This is a genomic window from Bradyrhizobium sp. 613_E4_N2_2 (genome assembly GCF_052075995.1).
GTDB lineage: Bacteria > Pseudomonadota > Alphaproteobacteria > Rhizobiales > Xanthobacteraceae > Bradyrhizobium > Bradyrhizobium barranii.
Genome location: NZ_CP197234.1, coordinates 970,467 through 987,708, shown reverse-complemented (window position 1 = coordinate 987,708; position 17,242 = coordinate 970,467). Strand labels below are relative to the sequence as shown.

Below are 17,242 nucleotides of genomic sequence, written 5' to 3'. Positions count from 1 at the left end.
CTCGCCGCGCCCCGCGCGAGAGGGGTAGGACAGATTGTCGCAGCCGACAATCTGATGCCTTGCCGTGAAATGAGTTCCGGTCCGGCCGCGCCTTCCAGGGGAGAAACGTCATGGCTGGACCAGCAACCAATCCGCCCGAGATCAAGTCGCGCATCGGCGCGATCCTGCGCGCCACCTCCGGCAATTTTCTCGAGCAGTTCGATTTCTTCCTGTTCGGCTTCTATGCCGCCGCCATCGGCAAGGCGTTCTTTCCCTCCAGTAACGAGACAGCCTCGCTGCTCAACACTTTTGGCGTGTTCTGGCTCGGCGCGCTGATGCGCCCCGTCGGCGCGATCGTGCTCGGCGCCTACATCGACCGCATCGGCCGCCGCCAGGGCCTGATCGTCACGCTCGGCATCATGGCCATCGGCACCGTCGTGATCGCGTTCTGCCCGAGCTATGCGACCATCGGCATCGCGGCGCCCGTCATCGTGCTGATCGGCCGCCTGCTGCAGGGCTTCTCCGCCGGCGTCGAGCTCGGCGGCGTCTCGGTCTATCTCGCGGAGATCTCCACGCCCGGCAATCGCGGCTTCTACACCTCGTTCCAGTCGTCGAGCCAGCAGGTCGCGATCTTCGTGGCCTCGATCCTCGGCTTCATCCTGTCCGAGGTGATGCCGGCGGACGTCGTGACCGCCTGGGGCTGGCGCATTCCCTTCTTCGTCGGTTGCCTCATCATTCCCCTGATCTTCATGCTGCGGCGGACGCTCGAGGAAACGCCGGCCTTCCTCGCCATGAAGAAGCACCCGACGGCAAACGAGGTGTTCGCCTCCGCGCTCGCCAACTGGCGCATCGTCATCCTCGGCATGATGATCGCGGTCCTGACCACGACGACATTCTACTTCGTCACCGTGTACACGCCGACCTTCGGCAAGACGGTGCTGAAGCTCTCGACGCAGGACGCACTGCTCGTGACGCTGCTCGTCGCCGTGACCAACTTCTTCTGGAATCCCGTCGGCGGCGCGCTGTCCGATCGCATCGGCCGCAAGCCGGTACTGCTCGCCATCGCCGGCCTGGCGCTCGTCACCGCCTACCCGGCACTGTCCTGGCTGGTCGCCGCGCCGACTTTCGGCAAACTGCTCGCGGTCGAGATGTTGTTCTCGTTCTATTTCGGCATGTACAGCGGCACCATGCTCGGTGCTCTCGTCGAGATCGTGCCGGCGCATGTCCGCACCACCTGCTTCTCGCTGGCCTTCGCGCTCGCCGCCGCGCTGTTCGGCACGTTCACGCCATTCGCCTCGACCTTGCTGATCGACTACACCGGCAACAAAGCCTCACCCGGCTTCTGGCTGATGTTCGCCGCTGCGCTTGGCATCATTGCCGCATCGATCGTCTATCGCGGTGGCCGCCAAGCGGTGACGACGTACGATGCGACCGGTGAAGCGGCGCCGGCGGTGAGCCACTGATGGTCATTCCGGGGCGCCTCGAAGAGGCGAACCCGGAATCCATTTCTCCCAACATTCTTGCGGCACGATGGATTCTCCGATGCGCAATTGCGCATCAGAGCTCGATGCTTCGCATCGCCCCGGAATGACAGCAACCTAAAGCTCCACCACCACGTAATCGCTCTCGACCTTCACCGGGATGGTCTCGGCGACATACGGGCCCTTCACCACACTCGCACCCGGCTCGACATGCGCCGGATAGGCCTTCACGCGGAAGCGGCGGGGGTCGCAATAGGACTGGCCGGTGCGGATGTCGAACTCCCAACCGTGCCAGGGGCAGCGGATGATCTCGCCGAGCTTGGTGTATTCGATCTCGCCGGGATCCTTTGATTGCGCGAGCCCGATCAGCGGGCCCTCGCACAGCGCGGCGCCCTGATGCGGGCAGCGGTTCATCAGGCCGAAATACTCGCCCTTGATGTTGAAGACCGCGATCGGCCGTCCGTCGATCTCCAGAAATTTTCGCGTGCCCGGCGGAAGCTCATCCACCGCCGCAATCACGTGCCGCGCCATCAAGCAATCCCATAGAGCTTGCGCGCATTGCCGAGATAGAACGCTTCGCGGTTGGCGTCGCTGACGCCCGCCGGCAGCACGCGCGACGGCTCGTCATAGTCCCAATGCGGATAGTCGGTCGCGAACAGCAGTCGGTCCCAGCCGATCCATTTGATGACGTCGAACAGATCCTCGCGCCGCTCCGGGTCCTCCATCGGCTGCGTGGTCCACCACACCTGCTCGCGGATATATTCCGACGGCGGCCGCTTCACATGCGGCACTTCGCTGCGCAGCCGGTGCCAGACCTTGTCGAGCCGCCAGGCGAGCGACGGGGCCCAGCCGAAGCCAGCCTCGATCATCACCATCTTCAGCTTCGGAAAGCGCTCGAACACGCCTTCCAAGACAAGGCTCGCCAGCGCCGATTGCTGACACTGCGAGTGGCCCACCATCTCCTCGATGTAATAGGAAGGCCAGCCGGACGGCGTGATCGGATTGCCGCCGAAGCCGAAAGCGTGCACGCCGACGGGAAGCCCTGCCTCTTCCGCGGCCTGATAGATCGGCCAGTAACGGCGCTGGCCGAGCGGCTCGACATTGCGGCTGAGCAGCAGCACCTGCACGAAATTCTTGTCGCCGGCGCGCTCGCGGATCTCAGCGGCGGCCGACAGGCCGTCCTCATTGCCGACGACAATGGACGCCTTCAGACGCTTGTCCTTGCTGGTCCATTTGTCGATCTGCCAGTCGTTGATCGCCGAGCACAGCGCCGCCGAAAGCTCGTGATTGCGGATGCCCTGCCCGGTGTTGAGCGGATTGAGCACGCCGAGTTCCACGTTGTTGGGATCGAGCAGCTGCTTCCGCATGAAGGACAACGAAGAGCCCTGCGGCCCGCCTTCCGGCGGATAGGCGTCGCGACGCGAGGCGTTGGGCTGGGCCTTCGGATAGGGCGGGCCTTCCATCATGCCCTGATAGGCATGGACGCCGTAGACTTCGAGATGATGCTGCCAGCGTTTCGCCAGATAAGGATAGAGCTCGGTGCGGGTGGCGCGTGCCGGATGGATGTCGCAGTCCGCGATTGCGGTTTTGACGGTCAGTGGGGAAGCGGCTTCGGTGCTCTCGCGGAATTGGACGTTCATCGCCTTGCCTCCTTTGGCAGCGGGCTAAGTCAGGCGGGGATAGGTCGCATGTGGATTTTCGATCATGATCTTGCGCACGAGATCGGGGGTGAGGCCCTCGGGCAGCGCGTCCTGGCCGTCGAATTGCCAGTGCGGATAGTCCGTGGAGAATAGAACCAATTCGTCGGACTGCATATGATCAAACAGGCGAATTAATGTCTCAGGTTCCGGCGGCGCATCAAATGGCTGTAAAGAGAACCGGATGTTGCTGCGCACAATGTCGAGCGGCGCGCGATCGATCCATGGCGTCTCCATTCGCACCCCGCGCCAGAACTTGTGCAGGCGCCAGAGAAAAGGGGAGATCCAGGAGACGCCGGATTCGAGCATGACCATTTTCAGCTGCGGATATTTGGCGAACACGCCCTCGACGATCAGACTGGTGAGCTGAGTCTGGAACGCCTGGGCCTGACCGACATAATCCTCGATGTGATAGGAACCCCAGCCCACGGCAGTCGGCGGATTGTGATAGGCGGAACCGGCGTGAATCCCGACGGGCAGCTGGAGCCGTTCCGCCGCTTCGTAGATCGGCCACAGCGCGCGCTTGCCGAGCGGCGTGTCGCCCATGACCAGCATCAGCACCTGCACGAAGCGGCGGTCCTGTGCGCAGCGCTCGATCTCGGCGACGGCTTTCTCGACACTTTGCGTGGGGATCACGATCGAACCACGCAGCCGTGAATCGCGATCGAGCCATTCCTTCACCAGCCACTCGTTCAACGCGCGGCAGAAGGCGGCCTGCAAATCTTCCGAAAACACCATCTGCACGCCGTAGAGTGGATTGCAGATGGCGTGCTTAAGCTGGAAGGGTTCGAGCAGATGGCGCTGCATGTCCTCCAGGCTTGCGCCGGGCTTGCCGGTTTCCGGCCGCCAATCGGGACGCGCAACGATCGGCGAGTTCTGCGGATAGGATTGCGAGACAAGGTCGACCATGCCGCGCGTCGTCACCTGATCGCGCCAATAGTCATTCAGGTACGGCAGCAGGCTGGTCAGATGCGGCACGGCCGGATGCACGTCGCAATCCACCCCGCCGGCGATCAGGGACGCCATCACGTCTCCTTCACGTTTCCTCGTCACGTTTTGTCTTGCCCACCATTCAAGCAGGCCTGCCCGTCGCCCGCAACTCGGCCAAGGCCGCTGTCATATGCTAGGAAGGCACAGCTCCGTTGCGAGGACTGAGAGGTTAAAGGGATGAAAGAGCTCGTCGGCATTGCGGAACAGGTTGCGGCCCGACTAATCGCGCGCAAACAGACCATTGCAGTGGCTGAATCCTCGACCGGCGGCCTGATCTCGGCCAGCCTGCTCGCGGTGCCCGGCGCCTCCGCCTATTTCCTCGGCGGCGCCGTGGTCTACACCCGCGATGCCAGGCGTGAGCTGATGGATATTTCGGACGAAGGAATGAAGGGCTTTCGTTCCTCGTCGGAGCCATATGCGAGGCTCCTCGCCGAACAGATGCGCAGCCGCTTCAGCTGCGACTGGGGCCTGTCCGAAACCGGCGCCGCCGGCCCCACCGGCAACCGCTACGGCGACGCCGCCGGGCACAGTTGCATGGCCGTCGCTGGCCCTGCGGCGGAGGTGATCACGCTGGAGACGGGCAACAACGACCGGTTTGCGAACATGCAGGTGTTTGCTGCCACCGCGCTGAAGCTGTTGCTGCGGAAGCTGGAGGGGTGAACGCCCTCACATGGGAACCGCACGCGCTCCCCATCTCTTGCCGGACTGACCGTCGTGCCGGCGCATGAGCGAGCGCGTCACCGCCCAGGCGCGATAGGAGCAATGATGCAACTTCCTGCGTTCGTCTTCGCTGCCCTGCTCGTCCTTGGGATAACGACGGCGCAAGCCGCCGGGGTCAGAAACTTCGACATTCCTGCCGGTCCGGCGGGACCGGCAATCCGATTGCTGGTCTGGACTCCGTGTGCAGAGCCACCTCGCGAGATGGATGCGCGTGGCGCCACCTTCTTCGCCGTGCCCGCATGTCCGGTCACCGGAGAAAAGCTTCCACTCATCGTGATGTCGCACGGCCGCCGAGGATGGTTCGGCGGTCACCATGACACCGCCGCGGCTTTGGCCGATGCCGGGTTCGTCGTGGCGGCGCTCAATCATCCCGGCGACACCATGCGTGACACCAGCCGCACCGACAGTCTTTCGGTTCTCGTCGAGCGCCCCACGGATATGAGCCGGCTCATCGACTATATGCTGGACGGGTGGCCGGACGCATCCCGCATCGATCCTCAGCGCATCGGGCTCTACGGGTTTTCGTTTGGCGGTTACACCGGCCTCGTCGTCATCGGCGGCAATCCCGATCTGCGCAAGGGATTGCCAAATTGCGAGACCTCCAGCCTGAAGGCGTGCAAGCAGCTCGAAAGCGGCGAGCTTCCTGATCAGCCGACGACCCATGATAGGCGCGTCAAGGCCGCAGTCATCATCGATCCCTATCCGGTGTTCGTCTTCCCGGAGGAGAATCTGAAAGCGATAACAGTGCCGGTTCAATTGTGGAGTTCTGACCCCGCGCAGAATGCCGATGGTCTATCCGGATGCTGTGCGGCAGCGATCAATCAAAGGCTTCCGATCAAGCCGGACTACCATTTCGTGGACAATGCCCGGCATTTTTCCTTCCTCGCGACCTGCACCCCAAAGGACGCCCGGGAGGCGCCCGCCGTCTGCACCGATGCGCCGGATTTCGATCGCGTCGATTTCCACCGACGGCTTCACGCAGATGTCGTTGCGTTCTTCCGCAAGTATTTCGCCGAAAGCGCCAAGCCGTAACGCGGCCCACGGCCCGGCGCCGCGCCGGCCTAAGAGCAGGACAAGCCGTTGCCGGGCTCGCGGCATAGCTTCGCGCGAACCTCGACGACATCGATGTTGTAATTCCCGGCTCTCCGCTTGCGCGAGGCGGAGGCCGAGTCGGCACTGTCCATTGAAAGCAGATTGAGCTGCTTCTTGGTCGCCGCGCTGCACATCAGAGCGGCGTTGCCGCCGAGGTATCTCGACTGGGCGCCAAGCTCCTGCCGGGTGAGCTCCGCGAATGGCCCCAGACGCAATTGCGTTTCGACCGCTGCGATTTCAGCGTCGCTCGCCTGCGTCCGGGCAACACCCTTCATCCTGCGTTCGAAGCCGTTTGCGATCGCCGCCCCATGTGCCGCACCAAGATCCGCAACCTCTTGCGCTGCGTCCGTAAACTCACCGCGCTGGGAACCGGCCAACAGATAGGACTTGCAAGCCAACGGGTTGCTCGCGAGCTTCAGGAGGGTCGCCAGTTCCGCCCGGTCCAGGGCATTGATGTGCTCGTCGTCGGCATAGACTTCCATCTCGCTCGCCAGGATCATGTTGAGTGCACCATTGGCGGCGGACCATCCGCCCTCGTTGAAGGCCTCTTCGGTCTCCCGAAGGAAGACCGCCCTGAGCGCGGGATCGCTGCGGGCAATCGACGCGGCCAAAGGGAAGCGCGCGATGTTCTGATCGAAATCGCGCGCAAACGCGCTCGGCCCGGAGAGGCTCGCATATGCCAGGTTTCCGGCCAGCAGGGCGACGACGACGAGCAGCAGGATTGATCTTCTGGTCATGTGAGAGTTTTGGTGTGGGTTACCGCGAGAGATCATCTCACGCCGGGTCACCGCCATCCATTGCAACTACAGGCTGCCCTTAATGAATCCTTTCGCAGCCGTGGCGAGTTGCGCGGATGCCCTGCTATCTTGCCAGATGCCGCATGAAGATCCGCACCACATATCCCTGGACCCGCGGCGCTTCGTCATAGATATCCGACGCGAGCCGCTCGATGGTCTCACGCAGGGATAGGAACTGCGCCTGGCGCGCGCTGCTCTCGGTGCCCTGCATGCCCGCGAGCTCGTCCATCGCGGCATCGCTGATCTGGCAATGCACGACCTCATCCTCACGCATCATCGTGAAGCGAAAGGCCAACCGTTCGAGGTCGTGGCCGATGATCCTGTCGCGCGACAGCGGCATTCAATTGTCCCGTTCGCGCCCCCGAACGGGACAATGCTGAAAATCTGGCGCTTTGTCACCATCCGCGCCAGGAGGCATCGCTGTCATGCGATGTTCATCAACAGCGAGCTTCCGTCGGTCGGCCCGGCTCCAACGTCAGTAGGCGAGCGCCGTGCCGGTCGGCTTGTCGAGTGCCGCGGCCAGCGATCGATACTCCTCACAATCCGTCCCGCAGATCGCAGCGATCCGGCTGAGATGATAGAGCGCCTGCTCGCGGTTACCCCGCTCGAGCTGCCACAACCCGTAATACTGCCACGTCAATACGTGGTTCGGATCTGCCTTCAACGCGCGCTCGTACCAGACCTGCGACTGCTCGTAGTCGCCGAGCTTGCGGTAGGAATAGCCGATGAGGTTGGCGACGTTCGGATGGTCGTCATGGCCGAGCGATTTTAATTCCGCGATCGCGGTCGCATAGTCGTTGCGCTCGTAGATGGTGTCATAAGCCACGCGGTAGCCGGCCGCGAAAGCGGGATCGCCGATACTGGACTGGTTGTTCGGCTTCCTGCCTTTGTGTGTCGCCTTGGTGCCCCAGCGTTTCGGGTAGACTGGCTGCGGCTGCGGCCTCGGATCCGCATAGGCTCCGGCATAGGGATCGGTGGAGCTGATGCCGCCCCCGCCGCCACCACCGCCGCCGCCGGCGGCAAAGGCCGGCGAGCTCAACAGTACTGCCGCAAATGTACCGAGCGTGACGAGCCTGATCATCGCTATGATCATGTCTGCCTCCTGTCCTGTTCAAGCGGCCCCGGACGACGTGATAACCCTGCGTCGGCCGCGATATTCCGGGACACTGTGCTCACAGAGACGTCAGCGTTCGTACGACAGTCACGTTGTCCTTTACTGGAACGCGACCTCGGCGAAGCTTCGCAGCTTTCGCGAATGCAGCCGTTCCGATTCCTGCTGCTTGAGCCGCTCCAGCGCCTTCAGGCCGATCTCGAGATGCTGGCCGACGCGGCGGCGGTAGAATTCGCTGGCCATGCCCGCGAGCTTGATCTCGCCATGCAGCGGCTTGTCGGAGACGCACAGCAGCGTGCCGTAGGGAACGCGGAAGCGGTAGCCGTTGGCGGCGATCGCGGCCGATTCCATGTCGAGCGCGACCGCGCGCGACTGCGACATGCGGCGGATCACCTCGGGCCCCGAGATCTCCCAGTTGCGGTTGTCGACACTCGCGACGGTGCCCGTGCGCATCAGGCGCTTCAGCTCGAAACCTTCGAGGCCGGTGACGTCCTCGACCGCCTGTTCGAGCGCGACCTGCATCTCGGCCAGTGCCGGGATCGGCACCCAGAGCGGCAGCTCGCGGTCGAGCACGTGGTCCTCGCGTACATAGCCGTGGGCAAGCACGTAGTCGCCGAGCCGCTGCGTGTTGCGCAGGCCTGCGCAATGGCCGAGCATCAGCCAGGCATGTGGGCGCAGCACTGCGACGTGATCCGTGACGTTGCGCGCGTTCGACGGGCCGGTGCCGATGTTGATCAGGGTGATGCCGCGATAGCCAGGCGCGACCAGATGGAAAGCCGGCATCTGCGGCGCGCGGGCAGGCGCCACCCCGCTGGTTGCGCCGCCGCTGCCCGTGATCACATTGCCGGGCGCGACGAAGGCTTCGAGGCCGGCTTCGCCGGACTGCAGCCGCTGCTGGCAGAGCTGCGCGAAGGCATCGACATAGAACTGGTAGTTGGTGAAGATCACGAAATTCTGGAAATGCTCCGGATCGGTGCCGGTGTAGTGATAGAGCCGCCGCAACGAATAATCGACACGGGCGGCGCGAAACAATGACAACGGCTCGGGCGCGCCTGGCTGGAGTTCGAAGGTGCCGTCGGCGATCGAATCGTCCATGGTGGCGAGGTCGGGCACGTCGAACGCATCGCGCAGCGATCGCGTCACAAGGGAATTCTGGCTGGTGGTGATGGCGGCTTCGATGTTGATGTCGCGGCGATAGGCGAAGTGGATCGGGATCGACTCGGCGGATTCGCCGATCTCGACGGGAACGCCGTGGTTCTGGATCAACAATCCGATCTGCTCGGTGAGATAGGCGCGGAACAGATCCGGCCGCGTGACGCTGGTCTCGTGCACGCCGGGGCCGGCGACGAAGCCGTAGGCCAGACGCGAGTCCAGCCGCGCATACGTCGCGGTGGTGACGCGGACGAAGGGATAATAGGCCCGCACCCGCGTCGTGATCGCCTCGCCGTTGACATAGGCCTCGAACCGGTCGCGCAGGAATTTCGTGTTGCGCTCGTAGATTTCCTCGAGGCGGGCGACGGCGAGGACGGCGTCGGTGAAGGATTTGGTGGCGATGGAGGGTGGGGACTGCATTGTTCGACCGCCGGGTTGCTGGGCTTGAGTCGAACTATAGCAAAGAAGAAGGTGCTGTAGGGTGGGCAAAGCGGAGCGTGCCCACCATCTTGATCATCGCACGAAGAGCGGTGGGCACGGCGCGTTGCGCCTTTGCCCACCCTACGAGATCGCGTATGTCGCCCGAGATCCCGGATGCGCGCTAAGCGCGCTCCGGGACGACGCGCTTTCGCGCGTCACTTCTCGCGGAAGGCCCGCATCAGCTGGTCGTGCAGCGGCTTCATCAGATAGGACAGCATGGTGCGGTCGCCGGTCTGGACGAAGGCTTCCGCCGGCATGCCGGGGATCAGCTTGGAGTCGCCGAGCTTGGCGACCTCTTCCGGGGACATCGACACGCGGATGGTGTAGTAGCTCTGGCCGGTGCGCTGGTCGGTGGTGACGTCGGGCGAAACGCGGCTGACGACGCCGTTGAGCTCGGGCGTGGTGCGCTGGTTGAACGCGGACAGGCGCAGCAGCGTCTTCTGGCCGATCTGGAGCTTGTCGATATCGACAGGATTGACCTTGGCCTCGACCTGGAGATCGTCCGCCTGCGGCACGATCAGCATGAGCGCATCGCCGGCGGTGACGACGCCGCCGACGGTATGCACCGTCGATTGCAGCACCATGCCGTCCTGCGGCGCACGGATATCGACGCGGCGGAGCTGGTCTTCGGCGGCGACCTTGCGCTCGATCATTTCACCGATCTTGTCGTTGGTCTCGCGCAGATCCTTGGAGACCTCGCTCACCATGTCCTTGTCGACCTGGATGATCTGGAGCTCGGTCTCGGTGATCTTGCCCTTGGCCTGCGCGCGCGAGGCGATGTATTGCGCGCGCTCGCCGTTGAGGCGGGCGCTGTCGCGTTCCAGCGTGGTCAGGCGCGAGATCTGCACCAGGTGCTTCTCGTAGAGATCGCGGACACCGACCAGCTCCTGCTGCACCAGGACGATCTCCCTGTCCTTGGCCTTTTCCTGCGCGGAGAGTCCTTCGATCTCCTCGTTGAGCTGCTGGACACGCTCGCGGAGCTGCGCCTTCTGCCCGGCGCGGCCATTGACGCGGACGTCGAACAACTTGGTTTCGGCGGAGAGCAGGTTCTTGACGTCGGGATCGTTGCCGCGATCGAGGAGCGATTGCGGAAACTCGATCTTGTCGACACCGCGCTGCTCGGCCTGGAGCCGCGCCGTGCGCGCCAGCGCGGCGTCGAGATTCTTGGTGACGATGGCGAGGTTCGCCTTGGTGACCGTGTCGTCGAGCCGCACCACGATATCGCCGGCCTTGACCACGTCGCCGTCGCGGGCACGCAGCTCGCCGACCACGCCGCCGGTCGGATGCTGTACCTTCTTGACGTTGGATTCGACCACGACCTGGCCCGGCGCGATCAGGGCTCCCGAGATCAGCACCGTCGACGCCCAGCCGCCGAGACCGATGACGAGGGCCAGCACGATGGCCAGCCCGAGCATCAGATGAAACCTGATGGAATCCCGCACGGTCCTCTTCGCGGCGGGCTTCCTGCCGCCGATAGCCATCGTGCTCATGACTTGGGCACTCCGCCTTCGCTGACGATCTTGATCGGTGCCGGCGGCGTCACGCGCGGCTGGAGCACCTGGGCAAGCACCTGCTCCTTCGGCCCGAACGCCTGCATACGGCCGTCGCGCAGCACCAGGATCTGGTCGACCGCCTCGACGCCGATCGGGCGATGCGCCACCACGATGACGATGGCGCCGCGCTCGCGCGCGCTGCGGATCGCGCGGGTCAGCGCCTCGTCGCCTTCGGTGTCGAGATTGGAATTTGGCTCGTCGAGCACGATCAGGAACGGGCTGCCGTAGAGCGCGCGCGCCAGCGCCACGCGCTGCGCCTGGCCCGCGGAGAGCGCGGTGCCCTGCTCGCCGACCTGCGTGTTGTAGCCCTCGCGCATCTTGATGATCATCTCGTGCACGCCGGCTTCCTTCGCCGCGGAAATGATGCCGTCAGAGGTGGCCTCGGGATCGAAACGGCTGATGTTCTGCGCGATGGTGCCGCCGAACAATTCGACGTCCTGCGGCAGATAGCCGATGTGGCGGCCGAGCATGTCGGAGGCCCACTGGTCGAGCGCCGCGCCGTCGAGCCGCACCTTGCCACGGACCGGATGCCAGACGCCGACAAGCGCGCGGATCAGCGACGATTTACCGGAGCCGCTCGGCCCGATCACGCCGAGGCCATTGCCGGCGGTGAGCGCGAAGCTGACGTCCTGCACGATGAGGCGCTGATCGCCCGGCGGCACCATGGCGATGCCTTCGACCGACAGACGACTGGTGGGCGCCTGCAACTGGGTCGGCATCGTCTGCGGCGGCATCTGCTCCAGCAGGCGCGTGAGGCGCTGCCAGCTCTGACGTGCCGCGACAAAGGATTTCCAGTGCGCGATGGCGAGATCGACCGGCGCGAGCGCGCGGGCGGAGAGGATCGAGCCGGCAATGATGATGCCTGCGGTCGCTTCCTGGTGGATGACGAGATAGGCGCCGACTGCGAGCACGGCCGATTGCAGCATCATGCGCAGCACTTTTGCGACCGCACCGAGGCCGCCGGCGACGTCGCTCGCACGCTGATTGCCGTCGAGGTATTTTTCGTTGGCTTCGCTCCAGCGCTGGTTCATCCGGCCGGTCATGCCCATCGAGACCATGACTTCGGCGTTGCGCCGGCTGGAGGCGGCGAGATCGTTGCGCTGGGCGGCGAGGCCCATCGCGTCCTTCGCCGGCTGGCGGGACATGAATTCGGTGACCAGCGTCAGCCCGACCAGGATGATGGCGCCGACCAGAGCGGTGAGGCCGATCATGACGTGGAAGGCGAAGCAGATGGCGAGATAGAGCGGCAGCCAGGGCAGGTCGAAGAACGCGCTCGGGCCCATGCCGCCGAGGAACGAGCGGACATTGTCGAGGTCGCGCAGCGGCTGCAGGCCCTCGTTGCGGCTGCCGACCAGGAGCGGCAGGCGCACGACGGTGTCGAACACGCGCTTGTTGAGGGCTTCATCAAGCGCCGTGCCGATCCGCCCCAGGATCCGGTTTCGGATCATGTCGAGCATGCCCTGCGCCATATAGAGGAAGCTGGCGATGATGATCAGGCCGACGAGAGTCGGAACGCTGCGGCTCGGCAGAACCCGGTCGTAGACCTCCAGCATGAAGATCGACCCAGTCAGATAGAGCAGGTTGATCATGCAGCTCATCAAGCCGACGCCGACGAACGCCGTGCGACAAGCACGCAAGGCGTCACCGAGCTCTGAACGGCGGACGCCGGGTACGGCTGCCATCAGTCTGATCTCTTTCGGGTAAGGGGCAACGCCCCTGATTTCCTAGGTCGTTCAGGGGTACGCGACCTGGATTAACATCGTATTCCCCCGCGACGAACGCGGTCGAATTAATCCAGGTCCCTGATAGGCCACCTCTACCCCTGACGGCCTCGCACGCAAGTCCGGTATTTCACAGTCTTTGCGGCTTTTTATAGCAGACATCGCGGCCTCTCCCCAGCGGGGGAGAGGCGAAAGTTCTGGCTCACCGAGCCAATGTGACGCTAGAGCCGGCCGCCGCCGCGCACCAGCCGCACCACCAGGAGCAGGATGATGGCGCCGATGGCGGAATAGATGATCTCGGACACGAGGCCGGTGCCGAGATGGATGCCGAGCTTCGGGAACAGGAAGCTTGCGACAAACGCGCCGGCGATGCCGATCACGATGTCGCCAATGATGCCGAACCCGCTGCCGCGCACCACCTTGCCGGCGAGCCAGCCGGCGACGAGGCCGACGAACAGGATGACGATGAGGCCTTGGCCAGAAATGTACATAAGTTGAAGTCCCTCTCCATGAACGGGGGCATGGAACCGGAACCGGGATGAATGGGGTCTGAATGGTCGGTTCGGATAAAAATGTCGAAAACAACCCCATGCACAGTAGGCGTGCAGTTGGCCGGTGGTGCGAGGTGAACTGTGACAAGTCGGTGTTGTCGTAGAGGGATTCTGAAGAAGTGCGCGGGGCTCTTCACCTCTCCCCGCCTGCGGGGAGAGGTCGGATCGCCCTTGCGATCCGGGTGAGGGGGTACAGGTCCCTCGACAATCTCATCCGCGGAAAGAGGCCCCTCACCCCAGCCCTCTCCCCGCAAGAGCGGGGCGAGGGAGCCCACCGGTTACGTCGCTCCCACCGGCTCCGCCAACACGCACCTCGCCGCCCGGCCCGGTCCGACCTCCACATTCGCAGGCAATTGCTCCAGACACCGCGACTGGGCGACCGCGCAACGGGGGGCGAAGGAGCAGTTGTTCGGCTTTTCGGCCAGCGAGGGCGGGGTGCCGGGGATGGTCTCCAGCCGGGCGCCGCGCTTGGCGCCGTGGATGGTGGAGGCGAGCAGGCCCTTGGCGTAGGGGTGCACCGGCGTGCGGACGATGTCGCGGAGCGTGCCCTGCTCAACGATCTGGCCGGCATACATCACCGCGACGCGGTCGCAGATCTCGATCGCAACACCAATGTCATGGGTGACGAAGATGACGGACATGCCGAATTCGCGCTGAAGCTCACGCAGCAACAGCAGGATCTGGATCTGCACGGTGGCATCGAGCGCGGTGGTCGGCTCATCCGCGAGCAAGATCTTCGGGCGGCAGGCGAGCGCCAGGGCAATCATCGCGCGCTGGCGCATGCCGCCGGACATTTCGTGCGGATAGGCATCCAGCCGTCGCCTGGCCGAGGGAATGCGCACGACCTCGAGCATTTCGAGTGCTCGCGCCCTGCCCTCCGCATAGCTCTTGCCTTCGTGACGCACGACGCTTTCGGCGATCTGCGCGCCGATGGTGTAGACCGGATCGAGCGCGAGCGCGGGCTCCTGAAAGATCATCGACACGGTCTGGCCGCGGAACGACGACAGCTCCTCGTCGTTCATGGCGAGCACGTCGCGGCCCATCACGTTGACCTTGCCCGAAATCTGCGTGCGCTTCTTCGGCAGCAGCCGCATCAGCGCACGCAGGGTCACGCTCTTGCCGGAACCGGACTCGCCGAGCAGGCCCAGCACCTCGCCGTCACCGAGCGAGAGGCTGAGATCGTTCACGGCATAGACCGTGCGCTCCCCGGTGAAGCGGATGTTGAGGCCTGAGATCTCGACGAGCTTTGTCATGACGGCAGTTTCGGCAACCTATCGTGATAGTCGGTGACGCGCTGGAAGGCGGCGCCGATGGTGAGCAGGGTCGCTTCATCGAAGGAGCGGCCGATCAGCTGCATGCCAACCGGCAGGCCGCTTTTGGTGAAGCCGGAGGGAATGGTGAGCGACGGCAGGCCGAGAAAATTCACCGGGCGGGTGAACAGCGTCAGCCGCTGCACCATGGCCGGCGCGTTCGGGCCGCCGCCGACATCGCTCTCCTCGATCGTCGGTGCCGGCACCGGCGATGCCGGCGCGATGATCGCGTCAACTCCAGCCGTGGCTGCATTGTGCGCGGCGAGTGCGGGGCCGCGCCAACGCATGGCTTCGAGATAGGTGATTGCGGGAACGGCAAGACCGTTCTGAAGCCGCATCAGGACCTGCGGGCCATAGTCCTGCGGACGCTCGATCATCCAGCGCTTGTGGAAGGCGGCGGCTTCCGCCGCGAGCACGAGCTGGCTTGCCGCAGACAATTGCCGCTGGTCGGGCAGCTCGACCGTGACGATATCGGCGCCCTCGCGCTTGAGCACCGCGATGGTCTCGTCCAGCACGCGCGCGACCTCGCCGTCGAGATCGTCGACATAGAAGGACGCTGGCACGCCGATCTTGAGGCCCTTCAGCGAGCCCTTGGTCGCACCGACATAGTCGGACAGCGGCTCTTGGCTGCAGGTCGAATCCGCGGGATCGGGACCGGCCATCAGCGCCAGCAGCAGCGCACAATCTTCCGCTGTGCGGGCGAGCGGGCCGACGGTGTCGAGCGATTGCGACAGCGGCATCGCGCCGGCGCGGCTGACGCGGCCGACGGTGGTCTTCAGCCCGGTGACGCCGCAGAAATGCGCGGGCATGCGGATCGAACCACCGGTGTCGGAGCCGAGCGCCGCGAACGTCAGGCGCGCCGCGACCGACGAGCCGGAGCCGGAGGACGAGCCGCCGGTGATGTGCGCGACGTTCCAGGGATTGCGCACCGGGCCGTAATGGGCGTTGTGGCCGGTCGGGCCATAGGCGAATTCGGCCAGATGCAGCGTACCGAGGCGGACCTGGCCGGCATCCTTCAGCCGCTGCAAGGCAGTGGACGTGACGGTCGGCACGAAATCGCGGCGGATCAGCGAGCCGCAGGTCGAGACGTGGCCCGCGTCGTAATACATGTCCTTGTGCGCGAGCGGCACGCCGTGCAGCGGACCGCGGACATTGCCCTTGGCGAGCTCGGCATCCGCGGCCTCGGCAGCCTTCAACGCGGGCTCGGCTTCAACCGACATGAAGGCGTTGAGATGCGGCTGCCACTGCGCGATGCGGTGCAGTAGCGCGCGCGTTACCTCATGCGAGGACGCCTGCTTCATCGCAATCGCACGCGCGACCTCGGTGAGCGTCATCAATGCAGGCTCACGGCTCATTTCGACACCTTCTGCGTCTGCGCGATTGGATAGAGCGCGGGCTCGAGATCGAACGGCAGCGTGCCGGCGATGGCCGCAAAGCCTTCGAAGGCCGGCCCGATGGAATTGGAGATGCGCGTCGCGATCTCGTCATCAACAGGGACGCCGGCGATCTGCGCGATCGGCTTGATCTCTTTGGGTGTCGGTCTTGTCATGCTGTTTCCTCTGCGGGCGCGCGGCTATGGCCTGAACCCGGAATCGCCATGTAGCACGCGGCCTCGTGGCCCATTCTATCGAGCGCGGTGAGCTTTGGTGCTGCATTTGCGCAGAGCGGCTCCGCAAACGCGCAGCGGGTGTGGAAGCGGCAACCCGGGGGCGGATCGATCGGATTGGGCGGATCGCCGGTGATCGGCGGTTTTTCGGTGCGACGATCCGGATCCGACGACGGCATCGCAGCAAGGAGTGCGCGCGTGTAGGGATGCGCAGGGTTATCCCAGACCTGGTCGACCGGGCCGAGCTCGACGACCTCGCCGAGATACATCACCAGCACGCGGTCCGAGATGTAGCGCACCACGTTGAGGTCGTGGCTGATGAAGAGATAGGTCAGCCCGAACTCGCGCTTGAGGTCGGCGAGCAAATTGAGCACTTGTGCCTCGACGGACTTGTCGAGCGCCGAGACGGCTTCGTCCAAAATCACCAGTCGCGGCGACAGCGCCAGCGCACGCGCGATGTTGACGCGCTGGCGCTGGCCGCCGGAGATCTCGTGCGGATAGCGGTTGGCGAAGTTTTCCGGCCGCAGGCCCACCTTGCCGAGCAGCTCGCGCGCCAGCGCCCGCGCCGTGCCATCGGCCATGCCGTGCACTTTCGGGCCGAACGCGATCGATTCCTCGATCGTCAGGCGCGGATTGAGCGAGGCATAGGAATCCTGGAACACCATCTGCATGCCGCGGCGCAGCTCGCGCAACGACAGCGCCTGGCCGACGGTCATGCCGTCATAGATGATGTCCCCGGTATCGCGCGGCATCAGATGCATCAGCAGCCGCGCAGTGGTCGACTTGCCGCAGCCGGATTCGCCGACGATGCCGACAGTCTCACCCTTCGCGACCGAGAAGGAGACGTTGTCCACCGCGCGCACGGTGCGCTTCGCGGCGAACAATCCGCCACGAACCGAAAAATGCTTGGTCAGGCCGTTGACCTGGAGCAGCGGCTGCGCGACGCCGCCAACGTCCTCGACCGGCTCCAGCATTTCAACGGATGTGTTGCTCTCGCTCATG

General features: G+C 64.6%; 17 protein-coding genes. 3 read left to right on the top strand and 14 right to left on the bottom strand.

The window, feature by feature from the left end:
* Positions 1-110: 110 nt before the first annotated feature.
* Positions 111-1,442, top strand: coding sequence for an MFS transporter (locus AB7290_RS04590; protein WP_071916835.1), 1,332 nt, complete (start codon positions 111-113; stop codon positions 1,440-1,442).
* A gap of 135 nt (positions 1,443-1,577) precedes the next feature.
* Here AB7290_RS04590 and AB7290_RS04585 read toward each other — a convergent pair whose 3' ends face one another.
* Genes AB7290_RS04585 through AB7290_RS04575 form a run of 3 tightly spaced genes read right to left on the bottom strand, consistent with a single transcriptional unit; the run spans position 1,578 to position 4,183 of the window.
* Complete coding sequence (locus AB7290_RS04585; RefSeq protein WP_028149261.1) at positions 1,578-1,991, bottom strand: Rieske (2Fe-2S) protein; 414 nt, start codon at positions 1,989-1,991, stop codon at positions 1,578-1,580.
* The gene (locus AB7290_RS04580; RefSeq protein WP_085403456.1) at positions 1,991-3,100 is read right to left on the bottom strand and encodes an amidohydrolase family protein; all 1,110 of its coding nucleotides are present in this window, start codon (positions 3,098-3,100) and stop codon (positions 1,991-1,993) included. Before AB7290_RS04580 ends, AB7290_RS04585 begins: the two co-directional genes overlap by 1 nt.
* 24 nt (positions 3,101-3,124) lie before the next feature.
* Positions 3,125-4,183: an amidohydrolase family protein gene (locus tag AB7290_RS04575; RefSeq protein WP_167768238.1), complete on the bottom strand. Its 1,059-nt coding sequence runs from the start codon at positions 4,181-4,183 to the stop codon at positions 3,125-3,127.
* Positions 4,184-4,324: 141 nt separating this feature from the next.
* On the opposite strand from AB7290_RS04575, the gene AB7290_RS04570 reads away from it, so the two are divergent.
* On the top strand, positions 4,325-4,807 hold the full coding sequence (locus AB7290_RS04570; RefSeq protein WP_085403454.1) for a CinA family protein: 483 nt from the start codon (positions 4,325-4,327) through the stop codon (positions 4,805-4,807).
* Positions 4,808-4,861: 54 nt separating this feature from the next.
* Positions 4,862-5,899, top strand: a complete 1,038-nt coding sequence (locus AB7290_RS04565; protein ID WP_441253359.1) for an alpha/beta hydrolase family protein — start codon at positions 4,862-4,864, stop codon at positions 5,897-5,899.
* Between the two features lie 29 nt (positions 5,900-5,928).
* Here AB7290_RS04565 and AB7290_RS04560 read toward each other — a convergent pair whose 3' ends face one another.
* The 11 genes from AB7290_RS04560 to AB7290_RS04510 all read right to left on the bottom strand — a co-directional run bounded on the left by AB7290_RS04560 (position 5,929) and on the right by AB7290_RS04510 (position 17,241).
* Positions 5,929-6,753 carry a hypothetical protein gene (locus AB7290_RS04560; RefSeq protein ID WP_135216240.1) on the bottom strand — a complete coding sequence of 275 codons (825 nt, stop codon included), beginning with the start codon at positions 6,751-6,753 and terminating at the stop codon, positions 5,929-5,931.
* Between the two features lie 67 nt (positions 6,754-6,820).
* Entirely contained in the window at positions 6,821-7,096 is a 276-nt protein-coding gene (locus AB7290_RS04555) for a DUF1488 family protein (protein ID WP_063980827.1), read from the bottom strand.
* A 135-nt stretch (positions 7,097-7,231) separates the two neighbouring features.
* Complete coding sequence (locus tag AB7290_RS04550) at positions 7,232-7,849, bottom strand: tetratricopeptide repeat protein (RefSeq protein ID WP_085403452.1); 618 nt, start codon at positions 7,847-7,849, stop codon at positions 7,232-7,234.
* A gap of 120 nt (positions 7,850-7,969) precedes the next feature.
* The gene (locus AB7290_RS04545) at positions 7,970-9,439 is read right to left on the bottom strand and encodes an AMP nucleosidase (RefSeq protein WP_085403451.1); all 1,470 of its coding nucleotides are present in this window, start codon (positions 9,437-9,439) and stop codon (positions 7,970-7,972) included.
* 215 nt (positions 9,440-9,654) lie between these two features.
* Positions 9,655-10,989, bottom strand: coding sequence for an HlyD family type I secretion periplasmic adaptor subunit (locus AB7290_RS04540; protein WP_085403450.1), 1,335 nt, complete (start codon positions 10,987-10,989; stop codon positions 9,655-9,657).
* Complete coding sequence (locus AB7290_RS04535) at positions 10,986-12,734, bottom strand: type I secretion system permease/ATPase (RefSeq protein WP_085403449.1); 1,749 nt, start codon at positions 12,732-12,734, stop codon at positions 10,986-10,988. Before AB7290_RS04535 ends, AB7290_RS04540 begins: the two co-directional genes overlap by 4 nt.
* Before the next feature lie 260 nt (positions 12,735-12,994).
* Positions 12,995-13,264, bottom strand: coding sequence for a GlsB/YeaQ/YmgE family stress response membrane protein (locus AB7290_RS04530; RefSeq protein ID WP_063980822.1), 270 nt, complete (start codon positions 13,262-13,264; stop codon positions 12,995-12,997).
* Between the two features lie 338 nt (positions 13,265-13,602).
* Positions 13,603-14,577: an ABC transporter ATP-binding protein gene (locus AB7290_RS04525; protein WP_085403448.1), complete on the bottom strand. Its 975-nt coding sequence runs from the start codon at positions 14,575-14,577 to the stop codon at positions 13,603-13,605.
* Positions 14,574-15,989: an Asp-tRNA(Asn)/Glu-tRNA(Gln) amidotransferase GatCAB subunit A gene (locus AB7290_RS04520; RefSeq protein WP_085403447.1), complete on the bottom strand. Its 1,416-nt coding sequence runs from the start codon at positions 15,987-15,989 to the stop codon at positions 14,574-14,576. The genes AB7290_RS04525 and AB7290_RS04520 overlap by 4 nt, the downstream gene beginning before the upstream one ends.
* On the bottom strand, positions 15,986-16,183 hold the full coding sequence (locus tag AB7290_RS04515) for a hypothetical protein (protein ID WP_018321359.1): 198 nt from the start codon (positions 16,181-16,183) through the stop codon (positions 15,986-15,988). Before AB7290_RS04515 ends, AB7290_RS04520 begins: the two co-directional genes overlap by 4 nt.
* Entirely contained in the window at positions 16,180-17,241 is a 1,062-nt protein-coding gene (locus AB7290_RS04510; protein ID WP_441253358.1) for an ABC transporter ATP-binding protein, read from the bottom strand. Before AB7290_RS04510 ends, AB7290_RS04515 begins: the two co-directional genes overlap by 4 nt.
* Position 17,242 lies beyond the last annotated feature (1 nt).